Source organism: Paenibacillus sp. FSL M7-0134 (assembly GCF_038007865.1).
Classification (GTDB): Bacteria; Bacillota; Bacilli; order Paenibacillales; family Paenibacillaceae; genus Paenibacillus; species Paenibacillus polymyxa_B.
Map to the genome: position 1 here is coordinate 199,791 of NZ_JBBOXV010000001.1, position 21,114 is coordinate 220,904.

General features: G+C 43.8%; 15 protein-coding genes. 3 read left to right on the plus strand and 12 right to left on the minus strand.

The window, feature by feature from the left end; all coding sequences use genetic code 11:
- Positions 1–422: 422 nt before the first annotated feature.
- Positions 423–1,928: an alpha/beta hydrolase family protein gene (locus NSQ58_RS00905; protein ID WP_341056737.1), complete on the plus strand. Its 1,506-nt coding sequence runs from the start codon at positions 423–425 to the stop codon at positions 1,926–1,928.
- A 196-nt stretch (positions 1,929–2,124) separates the two neighbouring features.
- On the opposite strand, the gene tnpB is transcribed toward NSQ58_RS00905, so the two are convergent.
- Together tnpB and tnpA are read right to left on the minus strand one after the other, a co-directional pair.
- Positions 2,125–2,376, minus strand: a complete 252-nt coding sequence (gene tnpB / locus NSQ58_RS00910) for an IS66 family insertion sequence element accessory protein TnpB (protein WP_341056739.1) — start codon at positions 2,374–2,376, stop codon at positions 2,125–2,127.
- A gap of 215 nt (positions 2,377–2,591) precedes the next feature.
- The gene (gene tnpA, locus NSQ58_RS26710; RefSeq protein WP_397344732.1) at positions 2,592–2,729 is read right to left on the minus strand and encodes an IS66 family insertion sequence element accessory protein TnpA; all 138 of its coding nucleotides are present in this window, start codon (positions 2,727–2,729) and stop codon (positions 2,592–2,594) included.
- A 244-nt stretch (positions 2,730–2,973) separates the two neighbouring features.
- Here tnpA and NSQ58_RS00915 point away from each other — a divergent pair, with 244 nt between their 5' ends.
- Positions 2,974–4,200, plus strand: a complete 1,227-nt coding sequence (locus NSQ58_RS00915) for a sugar efflux transporter (RefSeq protein WP_023990409.1) — start codon at positions 2,974–2,976, stop codon at positions 4,198–4,200.
- A 7-nt stretch (positions 4,201–4,207) separates the two neighbouring features.
- On the opposite strand, the gene NSQ58_RS00920 is transcribed toward NSQ58_RS00915, so the two are convergent.
- Both NSQ58_RS00920 and NSQ58_RS00925 read right to left on the minus strand, forming a co-directional pair.
- On the minus strand, positions 4,208–5,425 hold the full coding sequence (locus tag NSQ58_RS00920; RefSeq protein WP_023990410.1) for a macrolide family glycosyltransferase: 1,218 nt from the start codon (positions 5,423–5,425) through the stop codon (positions 4,208–4,210).
- Between the two features lie 189 nt (positions 5,426–5,614).
- Positions 5,615–8,923 (minus strand): pectinesterase family protein, encoded by a 3,309-nt coding sequence (locus NSQ58_RS00925; protein WP_341056740.1) that lies wholly within the window; start codon positions 8,921–8,923, stop codon positions 5,615–5,617.
- A 188-nt stretch (positions 8,924–9,111) separates the two neighbouring features.
- Between NSQ58_RS00925 and NSQ58_RS00930 the strand changes: the two genes are divergently transcribed.
- Positions 9,112–9,951 carry a helix-turn-helix transcriptional regulator gene (locus NSQ58_RS00930; RefSeq protein WP_023990412.1) on the plus strand — a complete coding sequence of 280 codons (840 nt, stop codon included), beginning with the start codon at positions 9,112–9,114 and terminating at the stop codon, positions 9,949–9,951.
- 224 nt (positions 9,952–10,175) lie between these two features.
- Here NSQ58_RS00930 and NSQ58_RS00935 read toward each other — a convergent pair whose 3' ends face one another.
- From NSQ58_RS00935 to NSQ58_RS00970, 8 genes are all read right to left on the minus strand, one after another.
- Positions 10,176–11,213: a threonine aldolase family protein gene (locus NSQ58_RS00935; RefSeq protein WP_028541770.1), complete on the minus strand. Its 1,038-nt coding sequence runs from the start codon at positions 11,211–11,213 to the stop codon at positions 10,176–10,178.
- On the minus strand, positions 11,200–11,661 hold the full coding sequence (locus tag NSQ58_RS00940) for a MarR family winged helix-turn-helix transcriptional regulator (RefSeq protein WP_028541769.1): 462 nt from the start codon (positions 11,659–11,661) through the stop codon (positions 11,200–11,202). The genes NSQ58_RS00935 and NSQ58_RS00940 overlap by 14 nt, the downstream gene beginning before the upstream one ends.
- A gap of 167 nt (positions 11,662–11,828) precedes the next feature.
- Positions 11,829–14,939 carry an efflux RND transporter permease subunit gene (locus NSQ58_RS00945; RefSeq protein WP_023990415.1) on the minus strand — a complete coding sequence of 1,037 codons (3,111 nt, stop codon included), beginning with the start codon at positions 14,937–14,939 and terminating at the stop codon, positions 11,829–11,831.
- A complete protein-coding gene (locus NSQ58_RS00950) occupies positions 14,936–16,327 on the minus strand; it encodes an efflux RND transporter periplasmic adaptor subunit (RefSeq protein WP_075154795.1) in 1,392 nt (463 codons plus the stop codon). Before NSQ58_RS00950 ends, NSQ58_RS00945 begins: the two co-directional genes overlap by 4 nt.
- 201 nt (positions 16,328–16,528) lie before the next feature.
- Entirely contained in the window at positions 16,529–17,179 is a 651-nt protein-coding gene (locus tag NSQ58_RS00955) for a response regulator (protein WP_023990417.1), read from the minus strand.
- Entirely contained in the window at positions 17,176–18,414 is a 1,239-nt protein-coding gene (locus tag NSQ58_RS00960) for a sensor histidine kinase (RefSeq protein WP_028541767.1), read from the minus strand. Before NSQ58_RS00960 ends, NSQ58_RS00955 begins: the two co-directional genes overlap by 4 nt.
- Positions 18,415–18,600: 186 nt before the next feature.
- Positions 18,601–19,068, minus strand: coding sequence for a hypothetical protein (locus NSQ58_RS00965; RefSeq protein ID WP_028541766.1), 468 nt, complete (start codon positions 19,066–19,068; stop codon positions 18,601–18,603).
- Complete coding sequence (locus NSQ58_RS00970; protein WP_075154796.1) at positions 19,061–21,085, minus strand: S9 family peptidase; 2,025 nt, start codon at positions 21,083–21,085, stop codon at positions 19,061–19,063. Before NSQ58_RS00970 ends, NSQ58_RS00965 begins: the two co-directional genes overlap by 8 nt.
- Positions 21,086–21,114: the final 29 nt, after the last annotated feature.

Below are 21,114 nucleotides of genomic sequence, written 5' to 3' on the forward strand. Positions count from 1 at the left end.
CTACAGGAAAATTCCACATACATATCTACATCCCACTCCTGTTACGTAAGCGTCAAGTAGCCCCCACCTGTTCAACTAAATGAGGGCTAAGTTATGCTGAATTATGATTTAACAAGTTAGCGGAAGTGATGCTGACCGAGGTGTTTCGGTCAATCTCGCCTTTGAACCCTTCCATAAACGAAGCAAGAAGCTGAGTTCTGAAAATCATTTTATCGGAGATTGGAGATTGAGCTGTCTTCACAATTGTGAAACAAACAACCCCGGCCGAAAGGCAGGAATCAGCACATTACATGCCGTTTTCTGCGCCATCGTCGCGCAACCTTACAAGAGTGTTAGGCAATTGTCATCTAGATCAATGGTATCAACCTAGCTGCTCCTCTATACTAATCCATTGATAGGATTATTTTTAAGGGGGAGTTGGCGTGAGGTTTTTTGAAATGCTGCTATTCTTTTCAAGTGCTTGTTTGTTGGCACTCCTGTTCATTATCAATCAACGTATTCGAAAACCAGCTTTGCTCCTGACAAGCGGAGCAGGCTCCATTTTTTTAGTGATACATTTGCTTGTCGAAGGATACAGGGTTCAGCTTTTATTTTTATACGGATTTACGATCCTGATGCTTATGCTCTCACTTATAGACGTTTTCATAACGCTGAAAGTCGTTCGGACTGCCTCGCGAATCCGTAGGGTGCTGGGCCGCCTTTTTATCGTGATTGGGCTAATCGCAACGGGGTGCTTCCTCTATGTGTTTCCCGTATTCGACTTTCCGGCGCCAACCGGCGAGTTGAAGGTAGGTACGCAAGTCTTTCATTTCATCGATCCAAGCCGGGAGGAGACATTTGGCAAAACCACGACAGGCAAAAGGGAATTGATGGTTCAGGTATGGTATCCAGCTCAAGCTGGCATCGGCAAGTATGCTCCCTTTATTCCCGAAACCCAGATTTTACGTTATATGGCCGCGGACTATGGCCTTCCCGGGTTTACTTTTCAACACCTGAAGTACGTACCCAGTCATGCTTATTTGGGGGCCGAAGTCTCTTGGGCACAGACTTCATACCCGCTGATCCTTGCGAATCCCGGCAACGGCTCTTCCAGGTACCTCCACACGTCGCAAGCCGAAAATCTCGCGAGTCATGGATATATCGTGGCAGTGATCGACCACACCTACAATACATTTGCAACCGAGTTTCCGGACGGGCGAATCACGACCAGCACAACCAACGACTTATTCTCGCCCGACCATGATTACCAGACGAGTAGAGGAAATCGTGACAAGTTGGGACAAGTTTTAACCGGCGATGTGGCGTTTGCGCTGGACCAATTCGAGCTCATCCAATCGGGACAGATTCCAAGTCATCTAAAAGGGAGAATTGATCTTGGTCATGTCGGGGTGTTCGGTCATTCCATCGGCGGAGCGACGGCCTATGACGCTTCTTACGATCCGCGAATCGCGGTTGGAATAGACCTTGATGGAGGGCTTTATCGACTGCGTGACAGAGAGGGTCTGCGAAAGCCGTTTTTGTTCATCAACTCGGAAAGCTATTTCGAAAAATTAAAAATGGTGATGGATAACCGGGTCTACACGGATGCAGAGCTTAACCATATGGGCTCAACAAGAGAGTGGGAGGATCAAGTAACGGAAGATAAAAAGTTGGAGCTTGAACGGATGCGCGAAACGGTCGACGAAGGAGGACAAGTCCTCTATATCGAAAATACGGAGCATTTGAATTTTGCCGACGTACAGTTCATTTCTCCGATTTTCAAAATGCTGGGCATTACAGGAAAGATTGCGCCCGAAAGAGCGAACTCCGTTATCAATGCCTATATGCTGGATTTCTTCGATAGGTATCTGAAAAATCAAGGCGGAATCTTAATGAAAGGACCGGATAGCCGCTTTCCGGAGGTGAAGTTCGTAACCTCGCTATTATAAATTACGGAACAGGCTACCGATTTTGATATGCTCCCCTTCAAGTAGACAGGTTTAATAAATAAACCGCTACTTGAAGGGGAGTTTTCCTTTGTCTAAGAAGAACGAATACAATGCGATTGAGAAACTAGCCATCATACAGGAGTTAAAAGCAGGACAGAGCAGCCGTGTGGAAGTAGCAAAAAACATAACATCAGCGTTACCACCTTAGTAAAATGGCTACTACTTCTTCCTTGCCTGTAGGCCATTGAAATCCGCCACGTTCTAGGCTGCGATAGTAAAGCCAGAACCCATTGTGATCCCAATATAGAATTTTGAGCTTGTTGCATGCCCGGTTACAGAATACGAATAAGCCGGAGGAGAACGGATTCAGACCAAAGCTTTCCTGAACGATGGCAGCAAGTCCGTCGATCGACTTGCGCAGATCGGTGGAACCACAAGCAAGAAACACACGCTGATGCTTGGAAAGGTCAGCATGGTGAAGTAAGCGCGTGAATCACTTCGCGCAAAAGCATTGGGTTAAAGCGGGAATGAAGCTCGATACTGGCTTCACCGATATGAAGGATTAGAGAAGGAGAAACGCTGCCAGGTGGATCTACAGTGGCAAGAGGTACAAACTGTACGGGAGAAGTCTTTGGATCTGGAGTAGCTGAGGATGATACCGCTTTATTTTGTACAGCAATATTTCAATTGTTCGACAGAACAATGATTTGCGGAGCACCAAGCTTTCATCGTGAGGCCACTTGCCCGATAGGCTGCGATACGTGTGTGCCAATCTTGTCTGCGTTGTTCTTTGGCATTCATGAGTTACCCTCCGTATTCAGGTTAATCTCATGATCTCATAGCTAGGTTAGTAGTTGAAGGTATGGAGAGTTTGACTCTTAGCCTGTTACTGTATCTTTGCCTGTATATTGACCTGCTCCTCAAAGTGAAAAATAATATATAATATTTCACACCATGTAAATATACATTTTATACTAAAATCATATATAGTTTAGGAAGAATAGAAATGTTTCTGCTACTAAATCCGAAGGGGTGTAAAAAAGAAATGCTAAAGCGTATTCAAAATCTTTTCGTTATCCCTAACTACCCATTGTTCATGATCTGCATGTTATTGCAAGGCATGGCTATATCCATCAGCGCACCTTTTTTAGCTGTATATTTTACAAGTACACTTGGCGTATCTGTGGGAACCTTTGGTGTGTTTACAGCGGTGACTTTGATTTGTGGCATATGGATAAGCTCTCTGATTGCCAAACGTTCTGATACCGGATTAGATCGTAAACAAATTTTGGTGATTTGTACGTTATTTAATGCCGTAGCATTTGCAGGATATCTTGTAATCCAAAATTTTTATGTACTTTTTGTTTATATGACGATCTTTACGGCCATTGGTGCTCCTGGGATGCCGCAGTTATTTGCCAGTGCACGTGAAGCAGTAGATCGCAGTAAATCTGCGGATCACGCCTTTGCTAATTCAACGCTTCGGTCTATGTTTTCTCTTGGCTTTATTACCGGGCCGCTTTTTGGTTCCTTTTTGATTGCACATACGGGCTTTAAGGGTATCTTTATGGGAACGACCTCTATTTTTGTTCTTATTGCTGTTCTTTTATTCTTTTTTATCCAGCAGCCTCCCGCTCAGCTTAAACATAAGAATCAACTTTCACTTCATAACATTACATTACATAAAAATATTGAGATTCTGATCCCCTTTTTAGTTCTTACTCTGCTCTATACGTCTCACTGGATGAACAGTTTAAATATTTCTTTGTTCATCATTCACAATTTAAAAGGTGACACGAGTGACGTTGCTCTAGTATCCAGTATTTGTGCGATTTTGGAAATCCCATTGATGCTCATGCTAGGCGTACTAGCAGCTAAATACTCCAACCGTTTGCTTGTATTTTTAGGGGCATTAACAGGAGTTGTCTATTATATCCTTGTTATTATGTCTACGGAGATGTGGCAGCTATTCGTGGGGCAACTTCTTCTAGCCTTCTTTGTTGCAGTGATTTCTGCCATTGGCATTAGTTACATGCAGGATTTGTTGCCCTCTCTTCCAGGGTACGCATCGACGCTATATTCCAATGCGACAACCATCGGAAGACTGGTAGGGAGCTTGATGGGCGGATTAACCGCTCAATGGATTGGTTACCGAAACACCTATTGGGTATGTTTGGCCCTAATCATCTGCTCCCTTGGTCTCCTGGCAATTTCGAAGAAATTAGAGTTTGAAAAATCTGCTGCTTTAAAAGAAAGGAATCACAGTATATAGACTGCGCTTATTTTTCTATGGTGGAGAAATGACTCATAATTGTATCTGCAGCATGTCTATACCCACCAGCCTGGCGTAATGATTCGCCGATCACATGAGCCTGTTCTTTATAGGTTGGATGACTCAATACCTCTAATAAGGCAGCTCTCAAACTAGCGGGTGTAAGCTCATTTTTATCCACAACAACACCCGCTCCCAGTTCCTGCACCCGACTGGCTACGATCGGCTGATCCGATGTTAAAGGAATCATGACCTGCGGTACATTGTAATATAGGGCTTCACTTGTACTGTTCATCCCCGCATGTGTAACAAAAGCGTCCACATGCTGAAGCATTTCCAATTGCGGAATATAAGGCTTGATTATAAAATTGTCAGGGATACACGGGGCCAATGGCTCCATGTCTGTATAATTGCCTGAAGACAGCACAAACTGCACAGGCAAATCGCGAAATGCTGCAAAACAAAGCTTATAAAATTCCAAGTCTTTATTCAATATAGTACCCATTGAAATGTAAACCGCCTGTGGATGCAGAACACGAAGTTGTTCGAACGGGAAAGATGGAGCATCTTTACGCGGTACAATAGAAGGACCTGTAAAAATAAAACTGTGATCCAGTTTTTCGGCTTGCGGTTGAAAATATCGGCTTGTATAAACTATTCTTAAGCGCCCGCCATGAGGAGCAATCTCTTCTATAGCCGGAGCGTCAACCTGAAGCTCATTAGCTAGTTGATGCGTTATTTGCATCGTAGCCGTGTACAACTTTTTTACCTCCGGATCATTGTCATTCATGCCTTGTCCCGATCCCAACGGCTCTACGAAAGCAAAAGAAGCGATAGAGCACACAGCAGGGATTCCTAGCTTCTGTGCAATAATCGTGCCTCCCCAGCCCATCAAAGAATCATAGATTAAATAATCATAGGTTCTGTTTTCAATAACTCTCAAAACCTCTGGAATAATCGGAAGAATCATACCTTTTACCATCATGTACACAAATTGATAATGATGTTTGTATTCTGCTGGCTTTAAATCAGAGTCTTTAGAAAAAGCATCATCAACAAAAGGGTAGGTGATCATCTGTGCTCCTGTCTGTTGAATTCTCGTACGATATTCTTCCGTACACACATAGTCAACATCCTCCCCACTGTCTACCAACCTTTTCACTAATCCTAGTGTCGGATTAACATGGCCTTCAGCAGGCGTGATCACTACTAACACACGTGCCATACCTTACACCTCCAAATCAATAATAAATTACAATTTGAAATAAATGCACTTTTAACATAGCAAACATTTACCATATAAACAAGTATTTTCAACACCGAAAATTAAGTATGTATCCTCTACTCAAACTATAGAAATAAGCGAGGCTGAACGCTAGAAGCGCTTGCCCCGCTTAACCATTGAACATCAAATTTAAAGACGCCAATCCCAATGGTCTGTCCCGCTCAGAACAGCTTCAACGGTGTACTGGCTTGCTTCATCGGCGGTAAGCTGTTTGGCCCAAGGTACACGCCCGCTACTTTCTGCACCTGGCCCAAAGTTGTCAAACTCTCCAAATCTTGCGGTCTGCTCATTGGATTCCTTGCCCCAATTGTTCCAGCCGCCCGGCTTGATATGGTCATCCATATAGGTCTTCAAAAAAGTAACATGAGCGTAAGGGCGCCATGGCCGTCCGAGATCCACCTTGCCTGTCAAGCCATTTTCTGTTGTCAGCCGACATTGAATAAATACAAAGCCCGGCTTGTTCTCTTCTGTTGAAGCTGCTGTCACATATCCAGCACGCAGGCTGTGTATGATCGAATTATCAAACACGGCAGGTGCATTGCCAAATATAAAATCTACACTGCCACTGATGTAGCTGTCCTTGAAATACTGTCTGCCACGGTTCACAAGCAACGTATCCTGTAGGCCGGTAATTTTGACATTGTGATACTTACCACGATCGCCTTCGGCATATAACGCTACAGCCTGCACCTGCCCAGTTCCTTCTGTATTGGCAACCGTGACATTCTCCAACACAAAATCGGGACTTTGCACACGCATTGTATAGCTGTTGCTTGTTCCTAATTCTTTTCCGTCCACCACGGTTTTGGCCGTATCATCAAAAGAAATGATCGTTTTGTCGCGATCTTCTCCGATAATGCTCAGATTTTTTTTGGAGGAATTCACCTTTATTTTTTCACGATACGTACCGTTTTTGAGATGGATAACTGTCCTTGTGTTGCTGTCGTCAGGGACTGCGTCAATAGCTGCCTGAAGAGATCTAAAGTCAGCAGGGCCATAGGTCGCTACCACCACACTAGTGGGATGAGTTCCTCCTGAGTCTGTCAGGTTGCGGATGGTGACATTGCTGAATTCCGACGTATTGTAATTCCATACATCGTTTTGTTGTTTGGATGCATCGGTAGCCAACCCGATCAATAGCGGCTGATTATCCGGCACATCTATAACAGTTTCACCAACCTTCTCCCAGTTCGCCACACCATCTGCGGATACCCAGCCGGTAACCTTTTGTCCTTGTCGTACAAGACGAACCGAATATGGCGTTGTAATAAAAGCCTCCATTGACGCACGTTTCGTCTTACCATCCGTTTGATCACGACTGATAAGAATACCCCGTTTGCCATATTTAACAAATGCTAAAGACATAAAAGCCATTTTTGATCCAGGCTTCAGCGATTCACGAATCATTACACCCGCTTCGGCATTATCATCCACCGGGGTAATTTGTTCCACACGGGCTGTGATCTCAGTGTCACCTTCCCATTTTTGATAAGCATAATGGAAAATATCTGCCTTACCGTCAACGTCTCCCGCTGACTTCAGTCGTATGCTGCTACCGCTTGCATCTTCTTTTAAGACCTGAGTATGCCCTTTTATATAACCATCGTTGCCCTCAGAGCCAATCTCTTCGCTGAGCCAACTTCCCGATGGCGCAGTCGTATTGACGTGAATGGTAACAGGATTGGAAAATACAGCAGTCCCCTTGCGGTCAGTCACCCGTACAATAATATTGTGGGTACCGTCTGTTACATGATTCCAATCCAGATGATAAGGTGCGGTCTCTACTTTACCAACAAGTTTGCCGTCAATGATAAATTCAACGTGAGCAATACCATCTTTATCCTTGGCTGTTGCTGTTATGGTCGCATCCCGGCCTGCTTCCAAAATATCGTTATGCTTTAGTGGACGTCCGTCTGCATCCGACACCTGAACGACGGCCTCTGGATTATCCACCTCATTTCCATTCGCTAGCTTCTCAATAAGATCATTTAAATAGACCTCAAGATTCGTATAACCCTTGGCAAAATGAGCATACGCCCCTGTACCGGCAAGCCCCTGACCGTTACGGTCATCTGCATTATTGGGGTCCAGCCCATTGGCACGTTCCCATTCATCCGGCATTCCATCATGGTCACTGTCAGAAAGCTCCGTCGTCGTTACGTTATAATCGTCATAAATCCACCCTGCTTCACGCGGAGAGTTAATAAACGCACCCGTTCCATTGTTCACATCATTCATAATTCGAGCGTCCACCGCATCTCTTCTTGGCAGCGTGGCTCCTGAGCCGGCAAGCACCTCCGTATATGCGGTTTGTGCATCTGTCGCTTGATATGGACCATACGCATCTGGTGAGATTCCGTTGTCGTATTCCCCTCTAACTTCAATCGGCTCCGCCAAACGGGTGGAAGGATCAATAATTGACCCAATGGATGTTCCAAGCTGCCAGTTGTCTTTTGTAACCGAGTCATTGCCGTACATGTAGTTACCACCAATAAAGATGCGTGTTTTATATTTTTTACTACCCACGTCCACAAAGATTTGACCGCGAACGTCCTGATATGTGTTGGGGCCATACTTATAATAGTTATTTAGCACATTATACGATCCTTCACCGCCGCCGTATGAAGAGAAAAATCCCCAGTTATAAATGACATTATTGGTCATTTCCACAGCGTCGATTTGTTTTTTATCGGTTGGAAAACGCGGATTACGGCTTGCATTGTGAGCCAACAAGTTATGATGATAGGTGGAATTTCGTCCACCCCATATGCCGCCATAGCCGTGGCGACCTTTCTGGTGAGTGGTCATTAGCATACTTTCGGACGCAATGGACCATTGTACCGTTGTATTGACGTTGTCATACAGGCTCAGTACCTCATCCACCGACCAGCTAAAGGAACAGTGATCAATCATTATGTTTTTATGGTATCTGGCCCCTAACGCGTCATCCTCACTGGGGTAACGGTCGGTCAATCGGAAACGCAGGTAACGGAGAATGACGTTATCTGCATCAATCCCTGTTGTGTAATCGCTTACAGTTATACCGTCGCCAGGAGCTGTCTGACCAGCAACCGTCAGGTTGTTTCCCAAGATTTTAAGTGGCTCCTTGAGATGAATCGTTCCACCCACCCTGAATACGACCGTCCGATTATCAGAGCTGACCGCTGCGCGAAGAGATCCGGGTATTATCTGTTCCCCTTTGCCGTAGTCTGCCAGCGTAGTGACCTCATACACTTCACCTCCGCGTCCACCGGTAACATATTTACCGCCACCCTCAGCCCCCGGAAACGCCGGAATATCCATCGCCACTTTTGCCACCTTTGCGATCTCTGTTCCTACCGCAGTCTCCGCTTGGATTAGTGGTGGGCACAAGGTCAACAACAATGAACCCACAACCACATTACATAGCACCTTTTTCCATGTACGCTGCTTGCTCATATTCTGTTTCCTCCCTAAGATTTTCTTCCACATCAGCGCATATTTTTATAAAAACACGATCCGAGACGTTCAGAAGCGCCTTCACCTCCTTTCATCAATCTTTTCTGCTTTTATCATTGGCAGGTTGTCATATATACTGTTGGTATATGAATGCGCTTACTTATCTTAATTTGTAAAGGAAGAAGCACATGAATGAAATGAAAGAAGATAAATATGTCATTGGAGAACAACAATTCTCCATTCATCACATCTATCGTACCGGTTTCACAGTTATGCCCCGGCCTCATGTCCACGAGAACTATGAGCTGTATCTCTTACTGCGAGGCGAACGCATCTATTTTATGAATGGCAAGGTATACACCGCTCGCAAGGGGGATCTGATATTCATCCTTCCTCATGACTTGCACTCTACCGCCAGTACGCAATTGCAGGAAACAGAGCGCATCTTGATTCATTTTTCTCCGACGTTTCTCCCACAGCAGGATCATGACATTCTTGACCTGCCGCCGTATCAGCAATCCGCGTTGCTTCGCTTACCTGCGAGAGAGCAAGTGGAAGTTGAACGTTTATTCCTACAGATGAATACCGAATGCAGGAATAAGCAGCCTCTGCATGACCGTTGCGTACAGCATCTACTGCTGGAAATGCTGATCCTGGTGCACCGATCGGAAGCGATCGAGCGTAGTGAACCTGTTTCCTCTCATCCCATGCATCAGAAAATCACGGAAATTTCTTCTTTTATTCAGGATCATTACAATGAACCGTTAACTCTCGAACAAGTGGCCGCCTGCTTTTTCATTAGTCCAGCGTACCTAAGCCGTATCTTTCTAAAGTTGACTGGTTTTCATTTCAGCGAATACATCCGCGTAGTGAGGGTCAGGGCGGCCCAAACCAGACTTCGAACCACCAAGGACAAAATCCAGCATATTGCAGAGGATGTCGGGTTCGGTCATGCTTCCCACTTTAATAAAATCTTCAAAAAAATAACTGGGCTCTCCCCTCTTCAGTACCGCAAGCAGGTTCGGTAGATATTCAGTGTAAAGAATTAGACGCCGATTTTATACCTCCGCTCTTGTCTTGTTTTCCCATTTTTATATCCACTTGCTCTTTCATGGAACTAAAGACAAGCCACTTTGGAATAAGTAAAATGCACACAAAAAAACCATACTTCGCTGCAATGCATGCAACGAAGTATGGCTATTACATAGTCATTCTACATCTTTAAAATTATAAATTACTCTTTCTATGACCTTTATCGCAATGCTTTAATATCCTGAATTAGCAATTCAACATTTTCTTTCTTCGTTGCCCAACTGGTACAGAATCGAACAGCACTATGTGCATCATCAACCTTTTCCCAAAAGGAGTAAGTATATTTTTCACTCAATGCCTTTAGTATACGATCTGGTAAAATCGGAAACTGCTGATTGGTTGTAGAACGGTATTGAAAAGAAAACCCTTGCTCAGATAATCCGTTTTGAAGCAGCATGGCCATATCTATAGCGTGTTTGGAAATTTCAACGTATAAACCGTCTTCAAACAAAGTTTCGAATTGAATGCCCAACATTCTTCCCTTAGCCAGCAGCCCTCCTTTTTGCTTGATCATATATCGAAAATCTTTTTTCAATGTACCATTTAGAATGACTACTGCTTCTCCCATCAAGGCTCCAATTTTGGTTCCACCAATATAAAATACATCGCATAGCTTCGCTATATCTGCTAAAGATACATCGCTATCTTCGGCCACCAAGCCATAACCTAATCGGGCTCCATCTATAAACAGTGGTAAACCACACTCTCGACAGACTCTACTTAATGCCTCCAGCTCTGATTTACTATAGATCGTTCCATTTTCAGTAGGTTGGGAAATATAAACCATACCGGGCTGTACACTATGCTCAGGAGCGGCATCATTCCAGTGAGCGTCATACAAATCTTGTACCTGCTCGGCCCGGATCTTCCCATCCCCGCTTGGCAAAGTAAGTATTTTATGTCCAGTAGCTTCAATTGCTCCGGTTTCATGAACAGCAACATGTCCAGAAACTGCCGCAACGACGCCTTGATGTGGACGCAGAATAGAAGAAATGACGGTGGTATTGGTCTGTGTACCTCCAACCAAAAAGTGTACATCCGCATTTGGGGAGTCACATGCTTCTTTAATATATGCTCTGGCTTTTTCACAATGATCGTCCACACCATAACCTGGAGTTTGTTCATCATTAGTCTCCAGTAGTCGCTTTAATATGCGCTCATGGGCACCTTCGGTATAGTCGCATTCAAATCGTATCATTCTGTATCCTCTCCAAATTATCCAATTTCTTCTGAATTAACAACATAGAAGCATGTAATTCCTTTATCTCTTCTTCTGAAAGTCCTTGAACTAATTTTAGAATTTGTTCATCAGACCTTTCATTCAGTTGGTTATAGAACTCCTTTCCTTTAGGAGTCAAACGAATCAGATTTGTTCTATTATCCAACGTTGAATTTTCCTTAACAAGAAAGCCCTCTTTGCAAAATTTAGCAATGATCCTACTCATATAGCTGCGATCAATTTTAAGAGATTCGACAAGAGTATTCGCAATACATGGCTCGATCAACCCGATCTCTATAATGACACGGGCCTCGGTAAAGGAATATCCGCTATCCAGCACATGTCTATCTAAAACCCCCAGTATATTCGTATAGAACCGATTAAAACGCCTCATATCCGCTATCATATTAGCATTTATATTGATCATAACTCCCCCAATTTAGTGGACTTTTGCAACAATTATAGTAATGATTTTTGTGGACTCTGTCAATGAAATAATAATCACAAAAGAAAAAATCGTACATTAAGACACTCGTCTAATGTACGATTTCATAATAATAAGGAAAAATGAAGTATATTCTTTTCTATATTTACCTACAAGGTCATTGAGCTATCGCTATTTATAGCCTTTTCCTTCTTATGCTTCCGTTTCAGCTTCAGATGAGCTACGACCATATAAAGAGTCGGAACTACAAACAACGTTAAAATGGTTGAAAAAATCAGTCCGAATATAATGGTCGCTGCCAATGGCTTGAATAGAATTTCTCCCATCGTAGCAATCGGTATCATTCCGACGATCGCAGTTAGCGAGGTGAGCAAGATCGGACGGAAACGGGCAGAGCATGCCATTAAGATGGCTTCTGTTAATTCTGCGCCTTCACGCCGCGCATCTTCAATAAACTCGATCAATACAATACCATTGCGCACGACGATACCGGCAAGTGAAATGATACCCATAATACTCATAAAACCAATTGGCATACCTGTAATAAAGCTACCAAGCACTCCTCCTGCTGCTGCCAGGTACACAGTCGTCATTATAATGATCGGTGTGGAAACCGAGTAAAACTGCATGGTGATCAAGAGCAGAATGAGAAAAACAACGATAACGGCTAATTTGCCTAAATCCTTAAACAAATCGGTCTGCGTAGATGTTTCCCCGTCCATTTCCCAAGTGTACCCCGAATCGAAATGTGTACTTGTAAGCTTGCTACGGATGTCCTGGGTGAGCTCCGTAGCCGTACGCCCTTTTGCATTGGCGGAGATCGTTACCGTCCGTTCCAAATCATAGCGGTGGATTTGCTGAATGGAAAAGTCCGGTTTCATCGTTGCTAACTGGGATAACGGGATCTGCTCTCCTCCCGCATTAGTGACACTTAGCTGTTGGAATAACACCTCAGGATCATGGTTAGGTTTATCCATGTACATATTGATATCCAGCAGTTCCTTACCCGTGTCAAAATCCGTGACCTTCACTCCGTCACCCATTAGCAACAAAGTGCGGGTTAAGTTGGAATAGTTGACCTGATATTTATCCAAGGCCTGCTGGTTGACTTGAAAATTCAAATTATAGCTTTGCATCCCCATATTATCGGTCACATCTACAGCTCCAGAAGTTCCCGCAACAATTTCTTTTATTTTTGTGGTCATCGTTTGCAACTTTCCAAGGTCTTCTCCTTTAATACGGACAGATACTGCACTACCGACTGGGATGCCTAATTGAGGAACACGTATACTTATTAATGCTGCTGGATATTTGGCTTGCAGCGTACTTGTCCAGCTGTCCACTGTTTTTTTGATATCAAAGACTCCCTCTTTACCAACAACAGTAAGTTGTCCGTGTACCGCTCCCACGGAGCCACTACCAGCTACTATATCGCTGTACATTTGAGGTGCTCCACCACCTGCCGTTGCTGCCAAATGTTCGGTTTCTGGCTGCTTTTTAACCCAGTTCTCAATCTCGGTTATAACCTGATTGGTTGCCTGCAACGACGTTCCTTCTGGCATCGTTACGTTGATTGTGGCATCCGGTTGGTCCGATTCAGGAAATAATTGAATGGGCACAATAGCAAGCAGTCCATAAGCTGCCGTACCAATCATAAGACCAATAAGCGCAGTGAAAAGTGGTCGACGCAGTATTCTCGGCATCCAGTTTTTAGCGTATACATTAGAGAGGGACTGAATTTGATTGCCAAGAAGCCCTGGAGGCTTGGTCGGTTTGCTACGTTCTTTACCTTTATGACGGTTATCGTACCATTGACGGAAAATAGGAATGATCGTAAGCGACATAATCATGGAGGCCAGCATCGTTAACGAAATAACGGTAGGGATCGGTTTAATAAAGTCTCCCATATTGCCCGGTAGAAATAAAAGCGGGGCAAATGCTGCAACCGTAGCCAGCGTGGCTGTAATGATCGATAAGGATACTTCTTTCGTTCCTTTAATTGCCGCCTCCGTAGCATCTTCCCCAAATTCAGAGCGTCGGCGTTCAATGTTGTCGTTTACCACAACGGCATCATCAACCAGTATCCCCAGTACGATGATTAATCCGATGACTGAAATTTGATTCAGCGTCGTTCCTGTCATCGGCAAGACAATAAAACCGATGGCAATAGAAACAGGGATAGCCAAGGCCACAAATGCAGAGGTCAGCAAGTTCAAACCTAATGTACAAATCACAATAACCGATGCAATAGCAATCATCATCTCTTTGGAGAGATTACCAAATATTTCACTTACACGGTCATTTTGTGCAAAAAGCAGCTCAAAATGTACATCCTTAGGTAAACTACTCGCAAGTTCGTTGATTTTGGCTGTTGCCGCTTTGGATACCGTTGGTACGTCTGTGCCTTTATCTCCACTCAAACTGATTGAAATAGCAGGCTTGGTATTCACATACGTATAACTCCCCGTTTTTTTTAAAACAAGCGAGGCTGAACCTATATCCTTCAAGGATATAGGGAACCCTTCTTCGTTGCTTGAAATCTGAACATTATTTAAAACATTGGGATCAGTTGAAGCATCTACTGTCAACTGATACGTACGCTGATTGAAATCCAGACTTCCTGTAGGCACTCTATCGTTTTCATTTTTAATGGCTTGAACGACCTGTTCCCAGGAGATGTCATATTGCTGCATTTTTTGAGTGTTCAGGCTTATCCGTACTTCTTGTTCTGGAATTCCTTGAATATTAACTTTTGAAATTCCTGAGACCGTTTTTAATTGATCTTTCCATTTATTCATCAATTCATTTAACGCATATAAATTTTCAACTTTATCAGAAGTGATTGCGTATGACCCGATGAAGGAGCCTGCCATACTATCATTGATAATGGGCTGCATCGCATCGTCCGGAAGTTCAGACTGCGCATCCTGTACCTTTGTACGAAGATCGGCCCACACTTTTGTCGGATTTGCCTCATCCAAAGCTTCTATACTTATACTAGATTGGCCCTTAGATGAAGTGGAAGAAATAGTTTTGACACCCTCCACTTCTTTAATTTTCTGTTCCAATATCTTCGTAATGGTTTGTTCGATTCTTTCAGGTGAGGCCCCTGGATACACAGTTGTGACACTGGCTGACATAGGAATAACGTCGGGCATCTCCTGTTTAGGTAACGATGCAAAATTGTAAATCCCTAGCAAAATACACATGCCAAAGAAAATAAGTGTGATTTTCTGCTTTTTAACGATATATTTAATCATTCGGACGACTCCTCCGATTTCCCAAGTACATCATTCCCAATTAAATCACCATTAAATAAGGTTCCTGCTCCTTGCGTAACGATTTGATCGCCTGCCTGTAGCCCAGAGACCACTTCGAGTAGATTATTAGTCACTTTCCCCAGTTTAATCGCGGCTTTTACGGCCTTTCCATTCACAACTTTAAAGACATACGGGTCATTTTCCGTACTAATTACAGCCTCTACGGGTACTAAAAGCGCTTCGTTTTGATTCATGCTTTTAGAAGCACTAATGACTTGACCAGGCTTCCAATTCAGTTCAGGATTGGGAATGCTAACTTCCACATTGATGCTTCCCGTTTTGGAGTTAGTCGATGGATAGATCTGGGTAACAGTCCCTGTTCTAATTTCATCATAGAGAGATATATTTACTTTTTGGTTTTTCTTCCAAGATAAGATTTCACTGTCCGGTACGGGGAGGAGTACTTTTAAAGTCTTGATATTCCCGACAACAAATGCCTCACTCCCGCTGGAGCCCAGTTGACCATCAGATATCTTTTTTTCAATCACAACACCTGTGATCGGGGAGGTTAAAGTAGCTTTTTTCAGTGACAAGGATGACTGTTCATAAGCAGCCAATGCATCCTCATAGGTAGCCTGCGCCTGGGCTTTGCTGGCTATCCCTTGTTGCCTAGTAGCCCTAGCTGACTCCAGCCCTGCTCTGGCCTGATCTACCCCAGCCGAAGCTTGTGCACGTTGTTCTTGGGATGCCCCTGCAAGCAAAAGAGACAATTTCTCTTGCGCATCACTTAAACTTTCTTGTGCGTTCGTTAATTCCAGCTGTGCATTCTCATTTTCCGTTAAGGATACTGCACCTGCCTGGAATAGACTTTGGGACCGTGCGGCATCCGCTTTCTTCTTGTTGTAATTATTAGTTGCTACAGTAACCGCATTTTGAGACTGTGCAATCTCCTGCTTTTTGGCGCCATTGTTCAATTCCTGTAATTTGGATTGGGCCGCATTGACCTGGGATTGTGAACTATGAATGCCCGCCTGTGCCGATTGAACAGAAGCCTCCGCTTGGCTAACACCAGCCTTTGCCTTTTCCATGGTTGCCTTTGCCCGATCCAGCTGTAACTGATAAGCAGATGTATCTAACTTCGCAAGGACACTCCCTTTTTCTACTGAATCTCCAACCTCGACCATGGTGTTCAATATACGTCCATCCGCTTCAAAGGAAACATTGGCCTCATTACTTGCCTGCAATGTCCCCGCCAAATTAAAATCATTGGCCAAAGGTTTCATTGCAAGTTTCTCCACTTTTACCGGGTGACTGGCTTGTGTTACAGAGTTCTCCGTTGCACTGGAGCAACCAGAAGCTACTATAGCTAATACAACCCCTGCAATCATTATTCTGATTCCTTTTCTCTTCAACTAATGTCATCCTCTCTGATTCTCTCTTCTAAAGGTGCTATCAGCAACCCGTGGGTCAAGTAAACTTTTTCATCCTTTTTTCATGTTATAACAATGAACAAACAAAAAAATCGTACAAAGGGGCAAGCACCTTATGTACGACTGGGCAAATAAATAACATATTTTCAGTTATTATTTCTAAAGCTGTAAAATACCACGTTCCAACGAAACAGCAACAGCTTCGGATCTGGAATCAACACCAAGCTTGTTATAAATATTCGTTAAATGTGCCTTTACGGTACGCTCGGAAATTCCCATATCAAACGCAATTTCCTTACTTTTATAACCATGTGCAACAGACTTTAATATGTGCTTTTCCTTATCAGTCAGAACTAAGTTTCTTTCGTGTGACTCTATCTCAGCTTCTCTCTTATTCGTGGCAGCGAATACCCTTGCTGTTATTTCTGGCTGAAGCAGCGTTTCCCCCCTTAGCGCAGACTCAATAGTGCGAAATAAATTTTCTCGACTGGTATCTTTTAATAAATATCCTTTTGCTCCCAAAGAGAGTCCTTTAATCATTAAATCATCTTCGTTATAGGTCGTCAGGATAATGACTGGTGTTTCATTTTGTTTTTCTCTGAGGGCTTTCATGGTTTCCAAACCACTCATTTGTGGCATATATAAATCCAACAATATGACATGCGGCTGAAGTTCTTCAATCAATTTAAGAGCCGTTACACCTTCTCCGGCTTCACCAATAACCTCATAACTGTCATTGGTCTCCAGCACCAGCTTTAATCCTTCTCTAACTACCCAATGATCGTCGACAATTAAAATCTTGTATTTCATGATAGGTCTCCTTTAGTAAGAGGCGCCTCTATTTTTATAGCTGTACCTTCTTGAAATATACTGCTAATATTGATTTTTCCACCCAGTATCCGTACACGTTCATGTATACCTATTATTCCGTAATGCCCTGTTTGCTTGGCAATAATATCCGTATCAAATCCTTTTCCATCATCGCGAATCTCGATTTCAATCTTGCCTTCGTTATCTAAAATATTAATCCATACGGTATTAGCATGTGAATGCTTCGCTACGTTGGTTAAACACTCGCTTATAATAAACAATCCATGTTCGAACACCAGTCTGGGAACTGAAGCTTTAATTTTGATGTTGCGTATTACACGAATGCTCGTAGCCATTGTAAATCGCTGTATTTCTTCCTCCACTGCTTCTGCAAAATCAACTTCCGAGATGGTTTTCGAACGCAGATTGTCTATAGCTCGCCTTGAATCAGACAATGTTCTTCGCACTTGTGACATCGATTGTTGGACGATCTCCTGAGCTCTTTGCGTACTTCCTTTTGTCAGATGGGCATCAATGGCTTCAAGTTGCATGATTAGCCCAGCAAGCCCTTGAGCCAGCGTATCATGAAGATCACGGGCCATACGTTGTCGTTCGTTAGCAATTGTAAGTTCTTCGACCTTTTGATGTGCAATTTCAAGTTCTTTAAGAACGTTTTGCGTTCGGATTCGTGCTTTGACTTGTTTGAGAAAAAGAACGGCATAAGCTACTATAACAACTGCAATTAGAAAAAACAGCGGGATGAACAACACAAATTGCTTGCCATCATTATGCCAGACCACAGCCACACAAAAAAGTACATAGGAGATCAAAAATACAAGAATAACCTTAAGCGGCTTGTAATAAATGCCTATACTCTGACCCACCAAAACTGGCATTAACCCAACCAGTACAATGGAGAAACTTTCAGGTAGAAGAAATGCACTTGAAAAGATCAATCCCCCTTGCACAACAAAATAAGCCCATGAAAAATATTTTGCAACTCTTTGAGCATGCAAGTACAAGAGGATGTGCAATATGATGATTACAGTGAATAAGACACTTTGCGGCAGATTTAGACCGCTGGACAAATGTTGAAGAATGACAGACTCACTATAAATTATAAAAATCCATATTATAGTTAACACTTTTGAAATATCTTTCTTCTCAAATTCACCTTCACTTTCACTTATTTCTGGATCTAGATTTTGAATCTGTTCATTGAATACATCAATCATAATTCCCTCCTACAATTCTGAATTCGGCTTTTCAACTTATTAGAGACAACGCCGCTATGAGAGCGCCTGGTCCATTTAGTTTGAACAGAAATCATTTATATATTATTTTACAAAAAAACAAAAAGAAAAAAACGTACACATGGGCAATATCATTTGTACGTTTGGGCATTAAATACTATTTGCTTTTTAAGAATCATCTTCATTTCGGTATAAAAGCTTAATGCTGACTCTCCTCTGCACGTTACCTGCAGCTTCATTGTCTTCAGCAATCACCTGCCACTGTCTGCCGATGAGCCCTTGTAAAGTATCAATTTCGATAGGATCAAGATACAGATTTTTCAACGTGATCCCATCTTGCTCATAATCGCGATCTAGGGCTCGATCCAAACGAAAATAAAGCAGCCTTTTCAATCCATTGATGTGTAAAAACTTAAATTCATAACCACTAAGGATCGCTTCTTCCCACTCGTCTCCTATGTCTTCTGCCGTTTGACAACGTTCTTTGAAATCCATTGTTTTTTCTTTAACCTTGTCGAGCAAAGGAGTGAAATCCTGTTTTTTGATACATTCAATGATGACGTCTTTTGGTTCACCACTCGTACATAAGTTCTCGATCAGAAAGGCCACTGGGATGGACAATTTCACTTTACTCATTGGAGTATACTCCTTTACTCAAGTAGGAATTGAACCAAGCCACCACTTGTTCAAAGTTATCCACACGAAGGGACGGTTTACCGCTCTTTAGCAATGAATGATTGGACCCGGGATATCGAATGAGGCGTGTTATTTTACCCAACCGCTTAAGAGCCGTAAACAACTCATCCCCTTGGCTAACAGGACAGCGCAGGTCTTCCTCGCCGTGTAAAATCAGCAACGGAGTTTCAATGCTATTTACATGTGCCAATGGGGATTTGAACCAGAGTAGCTCAGGATCTTCCCACGGGTTAGCCCCAACGATTCCCTCTGTGTAGGAAATACCAATATCGCTCAAGCCATAGAAGGAGAGCCAGTTGGAGATGCAGCGTTGCGTAACGGCAGCTCGAAATCGGTTCGTGTGAGAAATGATCCAGTTGGTCATCAGGCCGCCATAACTGCCGCCAGCCACCCCGAGCCTGGTTTCATCTATACAATCAAACTGGTTCAGCGCAAAGTCCAAGGCGTCCAGCAGATCACGATAATCTCCTCCCCCAAAGTCCCCCCGGCAGGCCTGAGCAAAATCCTGACCATAACCAAAGCTACCGCGCGGATTGGTCATGAGCAAGGCATATCCCTGCGCAAGGAGCGTCTGCATTTCATGGCTATACGTGCCGGTATACATCGCATGGGGTCCGCCGTGAATTTGTAAGATCAAAGGAACCTGATCCCCCGGTACCATTCCGGCCGGTTTGAAAATCCATCCTTGTACCTTGAAGCCATCCGAAGCCTCAAACCAAAATGTCTCTGGTGAACTCACTTGCAAGGAAGCCATATGATCGTCGTTATGGTGCGTAAGTCGCTTCTCTTCCCCTGTCTCCAGATTCATTTGATACAGCTCGCCTGGCCGGTCCACATCAAGTGCAGCAAAAACCAAATAGCGGCCGTCAGCAGATAGCGTGTACTGATAGATATCTCTATCACTTCCGCCAGTCACCGCTTGAACATCCCCGTCCATTGTGATGCGGTATATATGAACAGCACCCTGCAACGTCCCGAGCACATACATTTCTGGCTTCAATCGTGCAGGAGCATATAACGGAGATGGAGACGGACCAAATGATTTCATATCGCTTAAGGCGAAGTTGCCGATTTGCATGTCTAATTCAGGAACCAATAGTTCCGGGGCTCCCCCCGTAACAGGCACGGTGTATAGTCGATTCTGGCTACCACTTCCATAAATGTGATCACTAGCGATCAGAGTCAATGATTTTCCGTCTGGGGCATACGAAAATTGGCTAATCGCCAAGCTGGAATCCGTAACTTTCACCAGATTACCGCCGTCGCAATCGATCGTATACACATCCGAAAACGAAAGCATGTCTGCATCCTTCATGTCGTCGTCTACACGTTTGGACAAGAAGGAAATCTGCTTGCTGTCCGTGGACCATACAGGGTAAGATGCATTCCAAGGTCCCGACGTTATTGGCGTGATCCGGCCGTTTTCAAGCTCCAATACATATAAATGACTAAATAGACCATTCCACCAGCCCGATCCTTCAGCTTTGGGAGTGGTACGATCCACGATACGTCCCCGCTCACCGGATTGCTTGCTATATTCCTCAAGCCCCATGGCTTCACGCTCAGCGTGTATACTCACCATACTTGTGAATACAATATACTTTCCGTCCGGTGACCAGACGAATGCACTTACTCCACGCTTCACCTCCGTCTGCCGCTGCCCCTCTCCACCTTCAGCCGGAACCGTCCATAGCTGTTTGCTTCCATTCGCCAGACGTAAAAAAGCTAGCTGCAATCCATCGGGTGACCAAGCTGGAGCCGAATCCTTGTGGCCACCGGTCAACGGCTGATCGTCGTTCCCAAGAAGGGATGCGACACGGATGTGTGTTTGGTAGTCATTCTTTGGGCGATCTATGCTTTTATTGACGTAGGCAATCGTTCCATCGGGGCTTATTGTGGGATCACTGATCCACTGATATCCGTACAAATCCTCCGGTACAATTGATCGTTTATTCATGAGTAGCCTCCTTTTTTTGGTTAACGCCT

What these genes read in the sequence shown, in the direction of transcription:
- tnpA (WP_397344732.1), bottom strand. Translation starts at nt 2,729, where the DNA reads ATGAATGCCAAAGAACAACGCAGACAAGATTGGCACACACGTATCGCA.
- NSQ58_RS00915 (WP_023990409.1), top strand. Translation starts at nt 2,974, where the DNA reads ATGCTAAAGCGTATTCAAAATCTTTTCGTTATCCCTAACTACCCATTG.
- NSQ58_RS00920 (WP_023990410.1), bottom strand. Translation starts at nt 5,425, where the DNA reads ATGGCACGTGTGTTAGTAGTGATCACGCCTGCTGAAGGCCATGTTAAT.
- NSQ58_RS00925 (WP_341056740.1), bottom strand. Translation starts at nt 8,923, where the DNA reads ATGAGCAAGCAGCGTACATGGAAAAAGGTGCTATGTAATGTGGTTGTG.
- NSQ58_RS00930 (WP_023990412.1), top strand. Translation starts at nt 9,112, where the DNA reads ATGAATGAAATGAAAGAAGATAAATATGTCATTGGAGAACAACAATTC.
- NSQ58_RS00935 (WP_028541770.1), bottom strand. Translation starts at nt 11,213, where the DNA reads ATGATACGATTTGAATGCGACTATACCGAAGGTGCCCATGAGCGCATA.
- NSQ58_RS00940 (WP_028541769.1), bottom strand. Translation starts at nt 11,661, where the DNA reads ATGATCAATATAAATGCTAATATGATAGCGGATATGAGGCGTTTTAAT.
- NSQ58_RS00945 (WP_023990415.1), bottom strand. Translation starts at nt 14,939, where the DNA reads ATGATTAAATATATCGTTAAAAAGCAGAAAATCACACTTATTTTCTTT.
- NSQ58_RS00950 (WP_075154795.1), bottom strand. Translation starts at nt 16,327, where the DNA reads ATGATTGCAGGGGTTGTATTAGCTATAGTAGCTTCTGGTTGCTCCAGT.
- NSQ58_RS00955 (WP_023990417.1), bottom strand. Translation starts at nt 17,179, where the DNA reads ATGAAATACAAGATTTTAATTGTCGACGATCATTGGGTAGTTAGAGAA.
- NSQ58_RS00960 (WP_028541767.1), bottom strand. Translation starts at nt 18,414, where the DNA reads ATGATTGATGTATTCAATGAACAGATTCAAAATCTAGATCCAGAAATA.
- NSQ58_RS00965 (WP_028541766.1), bottom strand. Translation starts at nt 19,068, where the DNA reads ATGAGTAAAGTGAAATTGTCCATCCCAGTGGCCTTTCTGATCGAGAAC.
- NSQ58_RS00970 (WP_075154796.1), bottom strand. Translation starts at nt 21,085, where the DNA reads ATGAATAAACGATCAATTGTACCGGAGGATTTGTACGGATATCAGTGG.